This is a genomic window from Paenalcaligenes sp. Me131 (assembly GCF_050487225.1).
Lineage (GTDB): Bacteria > Pseudomonadota > Gammaproteobacteria > Burkholderiales > Burkholderiaceae_B > Paenalcaligenes.
Genome location: NZ_JBKQGY010000002.1, coordinates 439,857 through 454,983, shown reverse-complemented (window position 1 = coordinate 454,983; position 15,127 = coordinate 439,857). Strand labels below are relative to the sequence as shown.

At 52.3% G+C, this 15,127-nt stretch carries 13 protein-coding genes; 10 read left to right on the top strand and 3 right to left on the bottom strand.

All coding sequences use genetic code 11. The annotated features are described in order from the left end of the window. Window positions 1-97 precede the first annotated feature (97 nt). The 6 genes from ACLPHM_RS10225 (at window position 98) to ACLPHM_RS10200 (ending at window position 6,330) form a co-directional block, all read left to right on the top strand. Window positions 98-949 (top strand): HTD2 family dehydratase, encoded by an 852-nt coding sequence (locus ACLPHM_RS10225; protein ID WP_430221134.1) that lies wholly within the window; start codon window positions 98-100, stop codon window positions 947-949. A gap of 15 nt (window positions 950-964) precedes the next feature. Further along, window positions 965-2,125 carry an acyl-CoA dehydrogenase family protein gene (locus ACLPHM_RS10220; protein WP_430221133.1) on the top strand — a complete coding sequence of 387 codons (1,161 nt, stop codon included), beginning with the start codon at window positions 965-967 and terminating at the stop codon, window positions 2,123-2,125. 12 nt (window positions 2,126-2,137) lie between these two features. Then, on the top strand, window positions 2,138-3,319 hold the full coding sequence (locus ACLPHM_RS10215) for a CaiB/BaiF CoA transferase family protein (protein WP_430221132.1): 1,182 nt from the start codon (window positions 2,138-2,140) through the stop codon (window positions 3,317-3,319). Between the two features lie 39 nt (window positions 3,320-3,358). Further along, complete coding sequence (locus ACLPHM_RS10210) at window positions 3,359-4,201, top strand: HpcH/HpaI aldolase/citrate lyase family protein (RefSeq protein ID WP_430221131.1); 843 nt, start codon at window positions 3,359-3,361, stop codon at window positions 4,199-4,201. A 178-nt stretch (window positions 4,202-4,379) separates the two neighbouring features. Further along, window positions 4,380-5,318 (top strand): bifunctional Delta(1)-pyrroline-2-carboxylate/Delta(1)-piperideine-2-carboxylate reductase, encoded by a 939-nt coding sequence (gene lhpI / locus ACLPHM_RS10205; protein WP_430221130.1) that lies wholly within the window; start codon window positions 4,380-4,382, stop codon window positions 5,316-5,318. A gap of 79 nt (window positions 5,319-5,397) precedes the next feature. Further along, window positions 5,398-6,330, top strand: coding sequence for a LysR family transcriptional regulator (locus tag ACLPHM_RS10200; RefSeq protein WP_430221129.1), 933 nt, complete (start codon window positions 5,398-5,400; stop codon window positions 6,328-6,330). A gap of 10 nt (window positions 6,331-6,340) precedes the next feature. Here ACLPHM_RS10200 and ACLPHM_RS10195 read toward each other — a convergent pair whose 3' ends face one another. Beyond that, window positions 6,341-7,711: an MmgE/PrpD family protein gene (locus tag ACLPHM_RS10195; RefSeq protein ID WP_430221128.1), complete on the bottom strand. Its 1,371-nt coding sequence runs from the start codon at window positions 7,709-7,711 to the stop codon at window positions 6,341-6,343. 130 nt (window positions 7,712-7,841) lie between these two features. Continuing rightward, on the bottom strand, window positions 7,842-8,444 hold the full coding sequence (locus ACLPHM_RS10190) for a TetR/AcrR family transcriptional regulator (RefSeq protein WP_430221127.1): 603 nt from the start codon (window positions 8,442-8,444) through the stop codon (window positions 7,842-7,844). Between the two features lie 144 nt (window positions 8,445-8,588). On the opposite strand from ACLPHM_RS10190, the gene ACLPHM_RS10185 reads away from it, so the two are divergent. From ACLPHM_RS10185 to ACLPHM_RS10175, 3 genes are all read left to right on the top strand, one after another. After that, complete coding sequence (locus ACLPHM_RS10185; protein WP_430221126.1) at window positions 8,589-10,091, top strand: MFS transporter; 1,503 nt, start codon at window positions 8,589-8,591, stop codon at window positions 10,089-10,091. Window positions 10,092-10,212: 121 nt separating this feature from the next. Next, on the top strand, window positions 10,213-11,181 hold the full coding sequence (locus tag ACLPHM_RS10180) for a threo-3-hydroxy-L-aspartate ammonia-lyase (RefSeq protein WP_430221125.1): 969 nt from the start codon (window positions 10,213-10,215) through the stop codon (window positions 11,179-11,181). 33 nt (window positions 11,182-11,214) lie between these two features. Further along, on the top strand, window positions 11,215-12,096 hold the full coding sequence (locus tag ACLPHM_RS10175) for an EamA family transporter (protein ID WP_430221124.1): 882 nt from the start codon (window positions 11,215-11,217) through the stop codon (window positions 12,094-12,096). Window positions 12,097-12,111: 15 nt separating this feature from the next. Here the strand turns inward: ACLPHM_RS10175 and ACLPHM_RS10170 are convergent, their stop codons facing one another. Next, window positions 12,112-12,654, bottom strand: a complete 543-nt coding sequence (locus tag ACLPHM_RS10170) for an AAA family ATPase (protein ID WP_430221123.1) — start codon at window positions 12,652-12,654, stop codon at window positions 12,112-12,114. Between the two features lie 300 nt (window positions 12,655-12,954). Between ACLPHM_RS10170 and ACLPHM_RS10165 the strand changes: the two genes are divergently transcribed. After that, the gene (locus tag ACLPHM_RS10165; RefSeq protein ID WP_430221122.1) at window positions 12,955-15,075 is read left to right on the top strand and encodes an alpha/beta hydrolase domain-containing protein; all 2,121 of its coding nucleotides are present in this window, start codon (window positions 12,955-12,957) and stop codon (window positions 15,073-15,075) included. Window positions 15,076-15,127: the final 52 nt, after the last annotated feature.

Genomic DNA, 15,127 nt, shown 5'->3' with positions numbered 1-15,127 from the left:
ATAGCAAATAGACTTAATAACTATTTTACAGATATTTGAGTGATACCTAAAATCAATCTATAGCAGAACATAGAATCACAGCACAAAGGATGGGGCGATGGCAGCGGTAGACATGGAACATTTACGCGAGTGGATAGGGCGTACAGAAACCGTAACGGACAGTATTACTGCTGCACCGTTGAGGGCCTTAACGGCGACGTTGGACAGAGATGACCCCGATGTGGCTATGCTGGATTTACCGCCGTGCTGGCATTGGCTGTATTTCTTGCCGGTGCATAGACAGTCTGAGCTGGGCCATGACGGGCATGCACAACGCGGTGGGTTCTTGCCGCCAGTGCCGCTACCACGCCGTATGTGGGCAGGTAGCCAACTGGAGTTTGTAGCGCCTTTGCGTGAAGGGCAACAGATCAAGCGGGTATCACGCATTGCTGATTTGACGGTGAAAGAAGGCCGTAGTGGTGCGTTGGTGTTTGTGAAGGTAAAGCACGATATTTATGCGGATGACACACTGGCTATCGTGGAATATCACGACATTGTGTACCGTGATTTGCCTGCGGCAGATGCTCCTGCGCCTACGCCTATTCCAGCGCCAGAATCCGCGCAATGGACGCGCCGTATTACCCCCGATCCCGTGCTGCTGTTTCGCTATTCGGCACTGACGTTTAACGGCCACCGTATTCACTACGACCGCAGTTACGTCACACAAGAAGAAGGCTACCCAGGGTTGATCGTGCATGGCCCGTTGATTGCTACGCTGCTGCTGGATTTATTGCGTAGAGAACTGCCAGATGCTCGCGTACGAAACTTCTCGTTCAAAGCGGTGAGCCCTATTTTTGATATTCATTCGTTCACAGTATGTGGACGCCAAGACAACGCACATCAGGTTTCCTTGTGGGCCTGCACAGAAACGGGGCACCTGGCCATGCAGGCACAGGTAGAGCTCTACTAAAAATGGAGAATACGCATGCACATAGAACAAGATGAATTTGAAGAAATCCGCGATGGTATACGCCAATTGTGTAAACAGTTTCCGGATGAGTATTTCCGTGAGATTGATGCCAAGGAAGCCTACCCAGAAACCTTTGTGGATGCGTTGATTGAAGCGGGGTGGTTGGCCGCGATGATTCCCGAAGAGTACGGTGGCACAGGTTTGGGGCTAACGGCTGCATCGGTGATTATGGAAGAGATCAACCGTTGTGGCGGTAATGCGGGTGCGGTGCACGGCCAGATGTACAACATGGGTACATTGCTGCGCAGTGGTAGTGCGGCACAAAAAGAAAAATACCTGCCAGAGATTGCTGCAGGCAAATTACGCATACAGTCTATGGCGGTAACGGAACCCACCACGGGCACCGACACTACCAAGATCAAAACTACCGCCGTGAAGAAAGACGGTCGTTGGGTGGTGAATGGTCAGAAAGTGTGGATTTCGCGCGTACAGCATTCAGATTTGATGATTTTGTTGGCGCGTACCACACCGCTTTCTGAGGTGCGTAAAAAGTCCGAAGGTATGTCCATTTTTATGGTGGATCTGCGTGACGCCATCGGTAACGGCTTGGATGTGCGGCCTATTCCTAACTTGGTTAATCACGAAACCAATGAGCTGTTCTTCGATAATTTAGAAATCCCCGAAGAGAACTTGATTGGTGAAGAAGGCAAAGGCTTTAAGTACATTTTGGAAGGCTTAAATGCTGAACGCACCTTGATTGCGGCCGAGTGTATTGGGGATGGCTACTGGTTTATTGATAGAGCGTGTCGCTACGCCAATGACCGTGTGGTGTTTGATAGACCTATAGGTAAGAACCAAGGCGTGCAGTTTCCTATTGCTGAGTCGTTCATTGAAATTGAAGCCGCCAACCTGATGCGTTTTGACGCAGCGCGTAGGTTTGATGCCCGCCAAGCGTGTGGTGCTCAGGCCAATATGGCCAAGTATTTAGCGGCTAAAGCCAGTTGGGAAGCAGCCAACGTCTGCTTGCAAACCTACGGTGGTTTTGGTTTTGCCAAAGAGTACGACATTGAGCGTAAATTCCGTGAAACGCGTTTGTACCAAGTAGCGCCTATTTCTACGAACCTGATTTTCTCTTACGTGGCCGAGCACGTTTTGGGCTTGCCACGTTCTTTCTAAGCTGAGGTAAAGATGTCCCGTCCTCTTGATGGTGTGACCGTTGTGACGTTAGAGCATGCGATTGCTGCCCCGTTTTGTACGCGGCAATTGGCAGATTTAGGCGCACGGGTAATCAAAGTGGAACGCCCAGGTACGGGCGACTTTGCTCGCGCTTACGATGAACGCGTAGACGGTATGGCCTCGCACTTTGTATGGGCGAACCGATCTAAAGAAAGCTTGACGCTGGATGTGAAGCAGCCCGCAGCACAAGCAGTGTTAGAGCAGTTGTTGGCCAAAGCCGATGTGTTGGTGCAAAACTTGGCACCGGGTGCTGCTGCGCGTTTGGGGCTATCGTTTGATGCACTGCACGAACGTTTTCCACAGCTTATCGTTTGCAATATCTCGGGTTATGGCGAAGACGGCCCCTACCGCGATAAAAAAGCCTACGACCTGTTGATTCAAAGTGAGTCTGGATTTTTGTCGGTCACAGGCACGCCTGAACACCCTGCTAAGGCGGGTTGTTCTATCGCGGATATTGCGGCGGGCATGTACGCCTACACCAATATTCTGGCGGCGTTATTACAGCGGGGTAAAACGGGTAAGGGCAGCAACATTGACGTGTCCATGCTGGAAAGTATGGTGGAGTGGATGGGCTACCCCTTGTATTACGCCTTTGATGGCGCACCACCACCCGGGCGTTCTGCTGCGGCCCATGCCACCATTTACCCCTATGGCCCTTTCCAAGCGGGTGATGGCAATACGGTGATGTTGGGTTTGCAAAACGAGCGTGAATGGACGGTGTTTTGTGAGCAGATCATGGAGCAACCGGCGTTGGCGACGGATGAACGCTTTGTGTCTAACTCTAAGCGCTCTGAAAACCGTGCAGCCTTGCAAGCGTTGATACTGGAACGTTTTGCCAGCTTAACGGCAGATCAGGTGGTAGAGCGCTTGGAAAATGCGCAAATTGCGAATGCACGGGTCAACACCATGGCCGATGTGTGGCAGCATCCGCAGTTGCAAGCCAGACAACGATGGACCTCAGTGCCTAGTCCGGTGGGTGAGCTACCAGCGCTGTTGCCGCCAGGTCGTACCAATGCCTACACGCCGCGTATGGATGCGGTGCCTGGTTTGGGTGAGCACGTGGATGCCATTTTGCAGGAATTGGGCAAAACACCGGCACAAATTGAGGCGCTGCGTGCAGCGGGTGCGGTATAACATCGTCAGATCACCGTTTTTTGTAGAGCAGGGGAAAGCATGAGCAGCATCAGTCAAACCAGCATTGCGCAAGCACGTACGTTTTTGTTTGTACCGGGTAATAGACCAGACCGGTTTGTGAAAGCCTTACAAACAGGGGCTGATGCGGTGGTCTTCGACCTAGAAGATGCCGTGGGTTTGGCGGATAAAGCACAGGCCAGAGTAGAAATTGCTACGGCATGGCCTACTTTGCAGCAGCATGGGGTGCCGCTGGTGGTGCGTACCAATAGCGTGACCACTGAACTTGGGCAGCAAGACATTGCGTGGGCGAAAACACTGCCGGGCGAATTTAGCCTGTTGTTGCCTAAAGCAGAGTCAGCAGACGCATTGGCGGAAGTGCATGCGCAGTTGCCGCAGGTGCAACTGATCCCCATTATTGAGTCGGCGCGCGGCTATGTAGAGGTACAGCAGTTAGCAGCAGCGCCCGGTGTATGCCGATTGGCATTGGGGCATTTGGATTTCATGGCAGATACCGGCATACAGTGCTCGGAAGGTGAGCCAGAGCTATCCCCAGTGCGTTTTGCGATGACTATGGCGACGCGTTTGAGTAATTTAGCGCCAGCGATTGATGGGGTAACTACCGCGCTACAAGATGGCGAGCAATTGCGTATAGATGTACAGCGCGCGCTACGTTTTGGCTTTGGCGGCAAGTTGTGTATTCATCCCAAGCAGGTGGACGGTGTGCATCAAGCGATGCTGCCATCTGCCGAAGAGTTGGATTGGGCGACACGTGTGGTGGCGGCTGACGCATCAGCGGGCGGTTCAGCCGTACAAGTGGACGGAAAAATGGTAGACCAGCCTGTGGTACTACAAGCAAGACGTTTCTTGGCTCGCGCACGCTAAACAGGGTTTTTACCCCTGATTTATTTTCATAATCAAGGGTTAACCATAATAAAAATAAAGGTGCAACCAAAATACCCTGTAGGGTTGTGTGATTCTGTGCATGTGGGTTGTGGCGTAGGGCGGCGACACCGGTTTAGTCGTGTGCAGACAGAAAAGAATACGAGTAAGGAAAAAAACTATGCAGCTGATTGATGCTGATGTTTCTAATGCGTTGTTGGGCTTTGACAAACTAGTACCTGCGCTACGTCAGGCCTTCCAAGCGGATATCACCGTACCGCTACGACACACCCACACCATCGAGTGTGATGGTCGCAAAGGTATTACCTTGATTATGCCGGCATGGGATAACAAGAAATATTTTGGCCTGAAAACCGTCAATATTTTCTCGGCTAACCACGAGTTGGATCTGCCTGGTTTGCACTCTACGTACTTGCTGTACGACGGTTGCACAGGTAAGCCGTTGGCGCATGTGGATGGTGATGCCGTGACGTCACGCAGGACCGCTGCGGCGTCGGCTTTAGCCGGTGGCTACTTGGCGAAGAAAGACGCTAGCCGTTTGTTTGTGTTGGGTACAGGGCGTGTGGCCAGCTTCTTGCCAGATGCCTACAGCGTGGTGCGTCCTATTAAAGATGTGTTTATCTGGAACCGCCGCCCCGAAGGTGCAGAGCGCTTGGCAGAAGAGCTGCGTGAAAAAGGCTATAACGCCCACGTAGTCGGCACGGTAGAAGAGGGCGTAGCACAAGCGGACATCATCAGTTGCGCTACCTTGTCTGAAGCACCATTGGTGCATGGCGACTGGCTAAAACCCGGCCAACACTTAGATTTAATAGGCAGCTTTGCGCGCCACATGATTGAAACCGATGCACAGTGTTTTGCACGAGGCTCGGTGTTTGTGGATACTGATGAAGCAGCGAAAAAAGCGGGTGATTTGTTGCAAGCCTTTGAAGCTGGCACGCTTAAACCCGAAGAGATCAAGGCCACATTGTTTGACCTGTGCCGTGGCCAGCACGCTGGTAGAACGAATGACGATGACATCACCGTATTCAAATCTGTAGGCAATGCGCTGGAAGATCTGACTGCTGCCATTTTGGTGTATGAAGGCAGTCAGAAAGCCTAATAGGCGGTGATGTGTGTGAAAAGGGTGACGGTGCTTCACGGTCACCCGTAATGCAGTAGCAACCCTTGGAGGCACTAACATGGCCATGCAGTTTGATTTTGTCGATCTACGCTTGTTCAGTTATGTGGCCGAAGAGAAAAGCCTGACGCGTGCAGCCGCACGCGTTTTTATCTCGTTGCCTGCCGCGAGCATGCGCATCAAAAATCTGGAGCAATCCATCGGTGTACCGCTGCTGAACCGTAGTGCGCAAGGCATTACGTTGCGTCCAGCCGGGGAAACCTTTTTGGCGCATGCGCGGCAAGTGCTGCAGCAAGTAGAGCTGTTACGTTCAGATTTACAAGAATATGCGCAAGGCATCAAAGGCAGCGTAAGCCTACAAGCGAACACTACAGCCATGACGGAGTTTCTGCCGCATGTACTTAGTCAGTATTTGGCGCAGTGGCCAGACATTAATGTGGATTTACGCGAGCGCCCCAGCGATGACATCGTGCGCGCTGTGCTGTCAGGGGCTACCGATGTGGGCATTGTGGCGGGCTCGGTGAACACCGAAGGCTTGCAGGTGCTGCCATATAGGCAAGACAAATTGGTGTTGGTAGTAGCGCCAGAGCACCCCTTGGCAGAGCATGATGTGGTGGCGTTTGAAGACACCATAGACAGCTCGTACATCATGCTGCACGAAGGCACCGCCATCTACTCATTTTTAAAACGGGTGACTGACAGTATGAGTAGGCCGCTGCAAACCCGCATTCAAGTGGGTAGTTTTGAGGCAGCGTGCAGAATGGTGGCAGCGAATGCCGGTATTTCGTTAATTCCCGAATCCGTCGCGAAGCGGCATTCTACTGTGCTGCCCATACGCATCGTAGGGCTGACCAACGAATGGGCAATACGCGATCTGTTGATTTGTGTGCGTGATGTGGAGTCTTTGCCCTCATTCACTCATGAGCTGATTCAATTGTTATTGGCGGATGCCGATGCTATCCCGGTGTCAGCTATTGAGCCCACACCGGAGTAGCGGGACAGAGCTATAGCAAGCTGACCTGATCCAACTCGGGCAAGCGCCACACCAGATCAATCAATTTGGTGGCTAAGGCAGTATTACCTTCGGTGGACTGGGTAGGGTTACCGTACTCAATCAGGCGACGTACCTTGTCTTCTAGTTCGTCGCGGGTAAGGGTGTTGCCTGGGTCTCCCTTGGGTTCATCTACGCGCGTTTGTAGGGTACGGCCATCAGTAGTGCGCACACTGACTTTACCAATCCAACGACGTGGGTAGGCGCTGTCTACTTCCTCGTCCAGCGTCATCTGTACGCGGTCGCGGAAATCGGCCACAGCAGGGTTTTGTAGGGCTTGTTGATCAAAGGTGGTGAGATCCGCTTTGCCAAACAACGCAACCAGTGCCAACACAGTTCCCATCGAAAACTTAGACTGATGCACGGTTTGTGGGTTGGTGACTGCGCCCAACACATCAATAGCACCTTGGTGCACATGCGTCGTGACCTGCTCAATATCGCTGACGGCAAGATTATGCTCGCGCATCACTTGTAGCAGAGCATCGGCAGACGGGTGGGTATGGCGGCAAGAGGCGTGGAATTTGAACGACGTTTCGCTCAACGCCCACCGTGTGCCTAAGCCATCAACCAAGCGGGTAACATCCGAATCGCTAGACATGCCTGCTGCCATCCCTTTTTTACCTTCTAGAATCTGCGAGGCACCTGTGAACCCGGCTTGGGCTAGGTAGGCTGACCACAACCCACTGCTGGCCGCATGGGCAGTGTGCAGTTGTTTGGAGTCAGCGGCATCCCGCAGAAACTCCCACAGGCCAGCGGCTTGAGTACCTGCTGAGCCAAAGGCATGCAGCATTTGTTCGTTATCCAGGCGTAGTAAGTTGCCCGCAGTAGCGGCGGCGGCTAGGGTGCCAACGGTTGCTGTGGTGTGGAAGATTTGATAGTGCGAACGCCCCAAAAACTCGCCCACGCGTATGCCCACTTCGTAACCAGCGACGGCGGCTGTCAGTAAGTCTTTACCGGATTTTTTTAGGTCTTGGGTAACGGCTAATGCGGGTGGGAACACCACAGCAGCAGGGTGCAGTACGGAACTGTTGTGCAAGTCATCCTGCTCTACCACGTGCGCTGCTGCCGCATTAATCATGGCGGCGAAGAAAGGGGAACTATGCGTGGCAGAAACCAGAACCTCTGAAGGGCCGTGATCTGGTCGCATATGCTTGGACACGGTTTCTATCGTTTGTACGGGACGTGTGGCAGCACCAGCAAGAATGGAGGCTAAGGTGTCTAAAAATAACGCCTGAGTGCGTTCAATAACCTCAGCAGGGATATCTTCATAACGTAAGTTGGCCGCAAATTCGGCCAACTGTCGTGAATAATGCAAAGTCGTCATGGTGTGGGTGTAAAGCAAAATGGGGCCGTTAGTATGGCAAACGGCAAGCTCATTCCACTGTGCAGTATGTCTGCGACTTTGGCTATTGCAGTTTAATGAAGCTAGGCTTTAGTGCTACCAAAGTGCGGCGTTAGGGGAGAGGCAGCAGCCGCAAACAGGTGTCTGCCAGTTCGCGCGCATAACGCTGGTGATCTTGCTCAGGTTCGGCAATAAGGGCATCCGTCGCACCATGCACGCCTGAATACAGGAGCAGAGCCACGATGGCAGGGTTAGGACAGTACCACGCCTTGTCCTGTGCTCCTTGCTGAAGAATGTGCTCTAACTGCGTCAAAATAGCGTTTTTCTCGGCGTTATCACGCTCATGATGATGGTGCCCACCATAGACCATGTCATGCGTGCGAAAGCTTTGTGCATAAGTGAGTACGCTGGTTTCAATCCATACCCGTAAACGAGTCGGCCAGTCGTGTTCTGCACAGGCATTTACGGCCGTTTCTAGTTGGTCTACGTATTGTTGTGTGTAGCGGGCAGTTAAAGCCGCCAGAATGTCATTTTTAGACGCAAAGTAATGGTAGAACGTGCCTTTGGCCACGTTAGCGGCACGAGTAATGTGAGCAATAGTAGTGGCGTCAAAACCGTTCTCTAGGAATAGGGTTTCGGCGGCGTTCATCAGCTCGTCTAAACGCACTTCGGCGGGTTTAGTGCGTGGTGATGGCGAAGGCATAGAGGTGGTCATGCGGCAATTTTATCCCAGCAAAAAGGTGTATTTCCGTCAGTGTGGAGCACGTTGAATACAGAGTGTTTCTCATTCACATTCTCATTGACCGGCGGTCAGTCAATTGTTAGTATAACGATTAATGACTTTAGGAAAACCAGAATTATGCAAGCATCTAAACGTAGAGCCGCTGTCTTGGCGGCGTATTTAGGCACCTTCTTAGCCACTCTGGATATCAGCATCGTCAATGTAGCGTTGCCATCTATGCAAACGGCTTTACAAACCGATATCGCGGGCATGCAGTGGGTGGTGAATGTCTATGCCATTGGCTTATCCGCCATTATGTTGTCAGCAGGCTCAGTGGCCGATAAGGTGGGGCACAAGCGCTGCTGGTTAGCAGGCGCAATTGTGTTTACCTTGGCGTCGTGGCTATGTGGTGTCGCGCCTAGTGTGTCGTGGTTGTTATGGGGGCGTGCCTTACAAGGGTTGTCTGCCGCCTTTTTGATTATTGGCGCACTCCCAATCTTGACCCACTTATACACAGACCCCGCCGAGCGTGCGCATTGTATTGGTGGTTGGTCCGCTTTCACCGCATTGGCGCTTATCTTGGGGCCGCTATTGGGCGGCGTATTGCTGGAGCAATGGGGTTGGCAAAGTATTTTCCTGATCAATTTACCGTTGGGTGCGTGCGCCATTGTGCTAGGGGCGTGGGCTATTCCTGAACGACGTTATGTGGATCAAGCGGCCAAAGACCCAATAGGGCAGTTATTGAGCTTAGTGATATTAGGTGCACTGGCGTATGGCACGATTGCCGCAGGGCAAGAGGGGGTAACGGGCGTCACCCCTATGTGGTGTTGGGCGATTGCCGTGGTTGGTGTGCTGGCATTCATACAAGTGGAGCGTAAAGTCACTAACCCTTTGATCCCGTTAGTGCTGTTTAAGAAGCCCGTGTTTGCTGTGGCGAACATGGCCTCTTTTTTCCTTGGGTTTTCGTATTACAGCAGTTTGTTCTTTTTCTCACTGTATTTTCAGCAGGTGCAAGAGTGGTCGCCTGCCGAGGCAGGCTGGCGCATGATGCCGCTGTTTATCGCGACGGGTTGCGTATCACTGTGTTTTGGTCGCTTTAGTGAGAACACCAAGGTGTCTACTTTAATGACAGCAGGCTACGTATTGATTGCTGTTTCGATGGCCGCGATGATGTGGTGCACGGTAGATACACCGTATTGGATCATGGGTTCGCTCTTGCTGATTATGGGCGTGGGGGCAGGGTTTGCTGTACCCGGAACCAGCCTTACCATTATGAGCATGGCACCTGCCGAACTGACGGGTTCGGTATCAGGCACCATGAATGCGCTGCGCCAAGCTGGAATGACCATGGGCATTGCGTTGCTGGGTGTGATTTTGAGTGCAGAAGCGATTACAGAGTTAACACAGCGCTTAAGCGCCGAGGGTGTAGATCAGGCTGCGCATTTAGCCCAGCAAGCCGTGCTTTATCATGAGGGTGTGCATGGCCTATCTGGCATGGCAGGTGACTATGCGTTATCGATGGCCAGTGGTTTTCAAATGGCGATGCTAGTGGCGGGTTTGCTAAGTGGCGTCAGTGCGGTGTTGTTGTGGTTAAGTCGTCGATTCGAAGCTCAAACAGTACTACAGACGGTAGAAGCCTAAACAGTGTTGCTCAGGTGTAACGATAGAGGATTGCCAATGAGGGCTTCATGTCCGAACAGAGGCAGATTTGTTAAGGTGATTCTTTGGCTTTTCTCTTTCTTTATACGTATTAGGCGGCGCTATGACTACTCTTTCTTTACCCACTTTTGATGATGTTCAAGCTGCCGCCCAGCGTTTAACCGGATACGCGCACCGCACACCGGTGATGACCTCCAGAACCCTGAATGAACTATGGGGGGCAGAGGTCTTTTTTAAATGTGAAAACCTGCAGCGCATGGGCGCCTTTAAGTTTAGGGGCGCGTTTAATGCGTTGGCGAAGTTCAGCCCCGAGCAACGTAAGGCGGGAGTAGTGACGTTTTCGTCAGGCAACCATGCGCAGGCAATTGCCTTGTCGGCGCGCATTTTGGATATACCTGCCACCATCATCATGCCGCACGATGCGCCAGAAGCTAAGGCCAATGCGACAGAAGGGTATGGCGGCAAGATTATTCGTTACGACCGCTATTCCGAAGACCGCGAGCAGATTGGTCGTGACTTGGTAGAGCGTTATGGCTACACCATGATCCCGCCTTTTGATCACCCTGATGTAATCACTGGCCAAGGTACAGCCGCTAAGGAACTGTTTGAAGAAGTAGGCGAGCTGGATGCGCTATTTACCCCATTGGGGGGCGGTGGTTTGCTATCGGGTACGGCGTTATCCACGCGAGCACTATCACCTAACTGTGCGCTGTATGGTGTAGAGCCTGAGGCGGGCAATGATGGCCAGCAGTCGTTTGAACAAGGCAAGATCGTCTCTATTCCTACCCCTAAAACCATTGCAGACGGCGCACAAACCCAAGCCTTGGGCAAACTGACCTTTGCCATTATTCAGCGCGACGTTACTGGGGTTTTGACGGCGACTGAGGCCGAACTGGTGGAGTGCATGCGCTTTATGGCGCAGCGCATGAAGCTGGTGGTAGAACCTACAGGGTGTTTAGGCTTTGCTGCAGCCAGCAATATGAAAGAGCAATTGCGCGGCAAACGCGTCGGTATAGTGCTGAGCGGTGGCAACGTAGATATACATCAGTTTTGTAAATTACTGGGTCAGTAAGTTCACCACCTTGTCTGTTTAAGGACGATTCACATGGGCGCTATGTGGTTGCCGTTGGTGTTGGTGGTGTCGGCTGCGCTGATTCATGCAACATGGAACTTATTGGCCAAACGTGCGGCAGATGTCGGGCCTACGTTTGTGTTTGTGTTCACCTTCGTGGCGATGGTGGTGTATTTGCCATGGACGATGTGGCTACTGTTTCATGGTGAGAGCTTCTGGGGGTGGGAAGCTCTACTGTGTGTTGCCCTGAGCGGTTTCTTGCACCTGATCTACAACCTCTGCTTGCAGCGTGGGTATCAGGTAGCAGACTTCTCGGTGGTGTATCCCGTTGCACGGGGTAGTGCGCCGCTGATGTCGTCTATAGGGGCGTTCATGCTGCTGGGTGAGCAGCCATCGCTGTATGGGGTGGCGGGCCTGATTGCGGTAGTAGTAGGGATCGCCTTGATCTCTACGCAAGGCAATCTGGCGAGCTTTAAAGAGCCTGGCGCACACCGGGGTGTGCAGTGGGGCGGGTTAACGGGTGTCATTATTGCCAGCTACACCTTGGTGGATGCGTTTGGTGTGAAAGCACTACTCATACACCCTGTGGTACTAGATTGGTTCTCGAACTCGGCACGCTTGTTACTCATGACGCCATGGCAGTGGAAAGCCCGCCATAAGGTGCGCGAACGTATGCGTGGTAAGTGGGCCTTGGCCATCGCGGTGGGGATGCTGTCACCACTGTCGTACATCTTGGTGCTGCTAGCGTTGCAGATGGGGGCTGAGGTGAGCTTTGTTGCTCCAGCCAGAGAAATGTCCATGATGGTAGGGGCATTGCTCGGTATGGTGGTGTTGCGTGAAGCGGTAGGCGTGTGGCGCTTGGTAGGCTGTGGTGTGCTAATCGTAGGGGTGCTGCTATTAAGCAGTTATAACTAAGTACAGGCACTATGCCTACGCCGTAAGCGCTAGGTGGTGCAACACAAAATCCACGCGTTTCTGCACGCTGGTTTTTGGCAGCAGGTGTATGTGATAACCCAGTTGTGCATACACCTGTAGCAAGTGCTCATACTCTGCCGTGGCGGCTTCTATGCTGTGCTGTCTATCGTCATTTTTCTCGTAAATTTCTGGCCACGGTGGGGTCAGAAATACGCAGCGATCATAGCAATGTGACAGTTGGGAATCGTCTAGGCTTTGTGATTCCGGATGTAGTCGTTGTTTGGCAGCTAGTGCATCAATTAATCCTCTATCAAAAAAGACAATGCCATCGTGTGAGCCCTTTGCCGCAGCGAGATCAGTGGTTGCTAAGGCGATGATGTGCTCTACAAATAAGTCCATGTCACACCACGGAAGAGCACAGCTGCCACTTTCTTGTGCCTGTTGAATCACCCGTAAACCTGGTTCAGCAACAACGCCATAGCCATGCTGCTGCAAGGCAGTGAGTAGGGTGGATTTTCCACCACCAGAACAGCCAGAAATCACTACGAATCTCTGCATAAAAACTCCAAAATAAAGGGAAGGTATAGCCGTGTCTACAACTCCTAGGCGCAGGAAACGAGCACGGCAATGCGTGGTCACAGACCTAGTAGAGAAAAAGTATGGGAAAAGTGCCGGAATGGCTGAAGCGTAGAAGGCGACCGCAGTGCGGTGCACAGGGTAAGGATAACGAATAAAGCGAGGTATAAATAATAGCTTTTTGTTATATGAAAATTAACAAATGAGCTTTGATGGTTATATGCGGTGAGGGAGATACTAGCAGTACGTTGAATATTGTTACTTTTTAAAAGTTGTAGGCTCATGTTGAATCACACGTCTTTCCCCTTGTATCAGGCACCAGCCAAAAAAGCTGCTTCGTTCTTCTCACCCACTGTCTTGGCTCGTTCGTTAGCCGTAGCGGGGGCGTTGAGCATGCCTATGCTGGCACAAGCGGCGGTAGAGCGTGTAGAGATCGTATCGCGCACACCCTTTGCGACACAGCAGGGCGACAACAAATTTGAACGCATAGAAGGCCGTTTGCACTATGCCGTAGACCCTGAAGATGCAGCCAATGCCCCTATTGTGGATGTAAAACTGGCCCCACGTAATGCACAGGGTTTGGTGGAGTTCAGCGGTGATTTCACGCTGATTCGCCCCGTGGATGGCAAAGCGGCTAACGGTAAATTGCTGTACGAAGTGAATAACCGAGGCAACTACTGGTTGTTTAACCTGTTCCAGAACGGTGCGTTCAGTAATGACTTGAATAGCGCCGAAGCCCAAGGCGATAACTGGCTGCTCAACCAAGGTTATAGCTTGTTGTGGACGGGTTGGAACTGGGACGTAGTAGAAGGTGGTCAGCGTCAACAACTGACTTTGCCTATCGCCCGTGAAGCCAATGGCGATGCCATTCAGGGCGTGGTCGTCAACGAAATCGTAGTGAATGCCCCTACCAAAGCCTCATCACATTTGGGGATTTTGGCCAGAGGTTACCCGTTCGCACCGGGTGCTCAGGAAAAAGCTGAACTGACGGTACGCGATACACCTGAAGGTGAGCGCACGGTCATCCCGCGTGACCAATGGAGCTTGGCGAAACTGGACGATGGCAAAGTGGTGGCTGACGACACCAGCGTGTACTTACCCGCAGGTTTCGAACCGGGTCGCATTTATGAACTGCGTTATACCGCACAAGACCCTGTAGTCACTGGCTTAGGCTTGGCTGCGGTGCGCGATGCGTTGTCTTTCTTCCGTTACGAAGAGCAAGACAAAGCGGGCCAGACTAACCCCTTACTAGACCAGCAAGGCACGTTGCCTGAACACGTACTGGCCTTTGGTATTTCGCAGTCTGGTCGTGTGCTACAAACCATGCTGCTAGACGGTTTACATGTGGACGAGAAACAGCGTCCTACCTTTGATGGTGGTTTCTTGCACGTAGCCGGTGGCGGTAAAGGTAGTTTTAACCACCGTTTTGCACAAACGACTCGCCATTTCAGCCCACACGAAGAATCCATTTACCCTACTGACTACTTCCCATTTGCTACGGTCACACAGCGTGATGAGGTATCGGGTAAAGAGGCCAGTGTATTGGATGAGGCCAAGAAAGTAGGGGCAGTGCCTAAGCTGGTGTACACCGCTAGCTCTACCGATTACTGGGCGCGTGCCGCATCGTTGCTGCACACAGATACCGAAGGCAAAACCGACCTGCCGTTAGATGATCACGCCAGAGCCTACTTGCTGAGCGGGGCTCAACACGTGATTGCTACGCCTCCAGCTCGCGGCATTTACGAGAACTGCTTGTTGCCTACCGACTATCGTCCACAACTGCGTGCACTGTTGGTGGCCTTAGATGAGTGGGTGGTAGACGATAAAGCGCCGCCAGCCTCTAAGATTCCTAGCATTAAAGATGGTACTTTAGTGTCGTTGGTGGATTATAAGGTGGCGTTAACCGACGTACCTGAAAGTTTGCGACAACCTACTCGTTATTTGCAGCCACCACGTTTGCAATTGGGTAAGCGTTTCGATGCCCAAGGTATTTCGGATGTGCAACCCCCTGTTTTCGGCAAAGCCTACAATACGTTGGTGCCTCAGGTGAATGCAGAAGGTAATGAGTTGGCGGGTTTGCAAACCCCTCAAGTCGCGGTACCAGTAGGCGCGTATTTGGGCTGGAATTTGCGTAATGCAGACGCTGGCGCACCAGATGCCTTGGCACGGTTGTATGGGTCGTTCTTACCCTGGTCGGCCGAGCAATTGGCGCAGCGCTACGAATCGCGTGATGCCTATGTTCAGCAGGTAGAGAAAGTGGCTCGTGAACAGGTGCAAGAACGTGTGCTGTTAGAGCAAGATGTGCAGGCCGTGGTAGACCAAGCGGCAGGGTTGTATGACCGTGTGGTGGCCAAGCCTGTGGACAACCTGCAGTGTGAGTACCAGCAAGCAGCGAAGTCGTAAGCGAATAAAAGAGCACTGCAGTCTCTTGCACTGGCGTTATATACTACGTACC

What these genes read in the sequence shown, in the direction of transcription:
- ACLPHM_RS10225 (WP_430221134.1), top strand. Translation starts at nt 98, where the DNA reads ATGGCAGCGGTAGACATGGAACATTTACGCGAGTGGATAGGGCGTACA.
- ACLPHM_RS10220 (WP_430221133.1), top strand. Translation starts at nt 965, where the DNA reads ATGCACATAGAACAAGATGAATTTGAAGAAATCCGCGATGGTATACGC.
- ACLPHM_RS10215 (WP_430221132.1), top strand. Translation starts at nt 2,138, where the DNA reads ATGTCCCGTCCTCTTGATGGTGTGACCGTTGTGACGTTAGAGCATGCG.
- ACLPHM_RS10210 (WP_430221131.1), top strand. Translation starts at nt 3,359, where the DNA reads ATGAGCAGCATCAGTCAAACCAGCATTGCGCAAGCACGTACGTTTTTG.
- lhpI (WP_430221130.1), top strand. Translation starts at nt 4,380, where the DNA reads ATGCAGCTGATTGATGCTGATGTTTCTAATGCGTTGTTGGGCTTTGAC.
- ACLPHM_RS10200 (WP_430221129.1), top strand. Translation starts at nt 5,398, where the DNA reads ATGGCCATGCAGTTTGATTTTGTCGATCTACGCTTGTTCAGTTATGTG.
- ACLPHM_RS10195 (WP_430221128.1), bottom strand. Translation starts at nt 7,711, where the DNA reads ATGACGACTTTGCATTATTCACGACAGTTGGCCGAATTTGCGGCCAAC.
- ACLPHM_RS10190 (WP_430221127.1), bottom strand. Translation starts at nt 8,444, where the DNA reads ATGACCACCTCTATGCCTTCGCCATCACCACGCACTAAACCCGCCGAA.
- ACLPHM_RS10185 (WP_430221126.1), top strand. Translation starts at nt 8,589, where the DNA reads ATGCAAGCATCTAAACGTAGAGCCGCTGTCTTGGCGGCGTATTTAGGC.
- ACLPHM_RS10180 (WP_430221125.1), top strand. Translation starts at nt 10,213, where the DNA reads ATGACTACTCTTTCTTTACCCACTTTTGATGATGTTCAAGCTGCCGCC.
- ACLPHM_RS10175 (WP_430221124.1), top strand. Translation starts at nt 11,215, where the DNA reads ATGGGCGCTATGTGGTTGCCGTTGGTGTTGGTGGTGTCGGCTGCGCTG.
- ACLPHM_RS10170 (WP_430221123.1), bottom strand. Translation starts at nt 12,654, where the DNA reads ATGCAGAGATTCGTAGTGATTTCTGGCTGTTCTGGTGGTGGAAAATCC.
- ACLPHM_RS10165 (WP_430221122.1), top strand. Translation starts at nt 12,955, where the DNA reads ATGTTGAATCACACGTCTTTCCCCTTGTATCAGGCACCAGCCAAAAAA.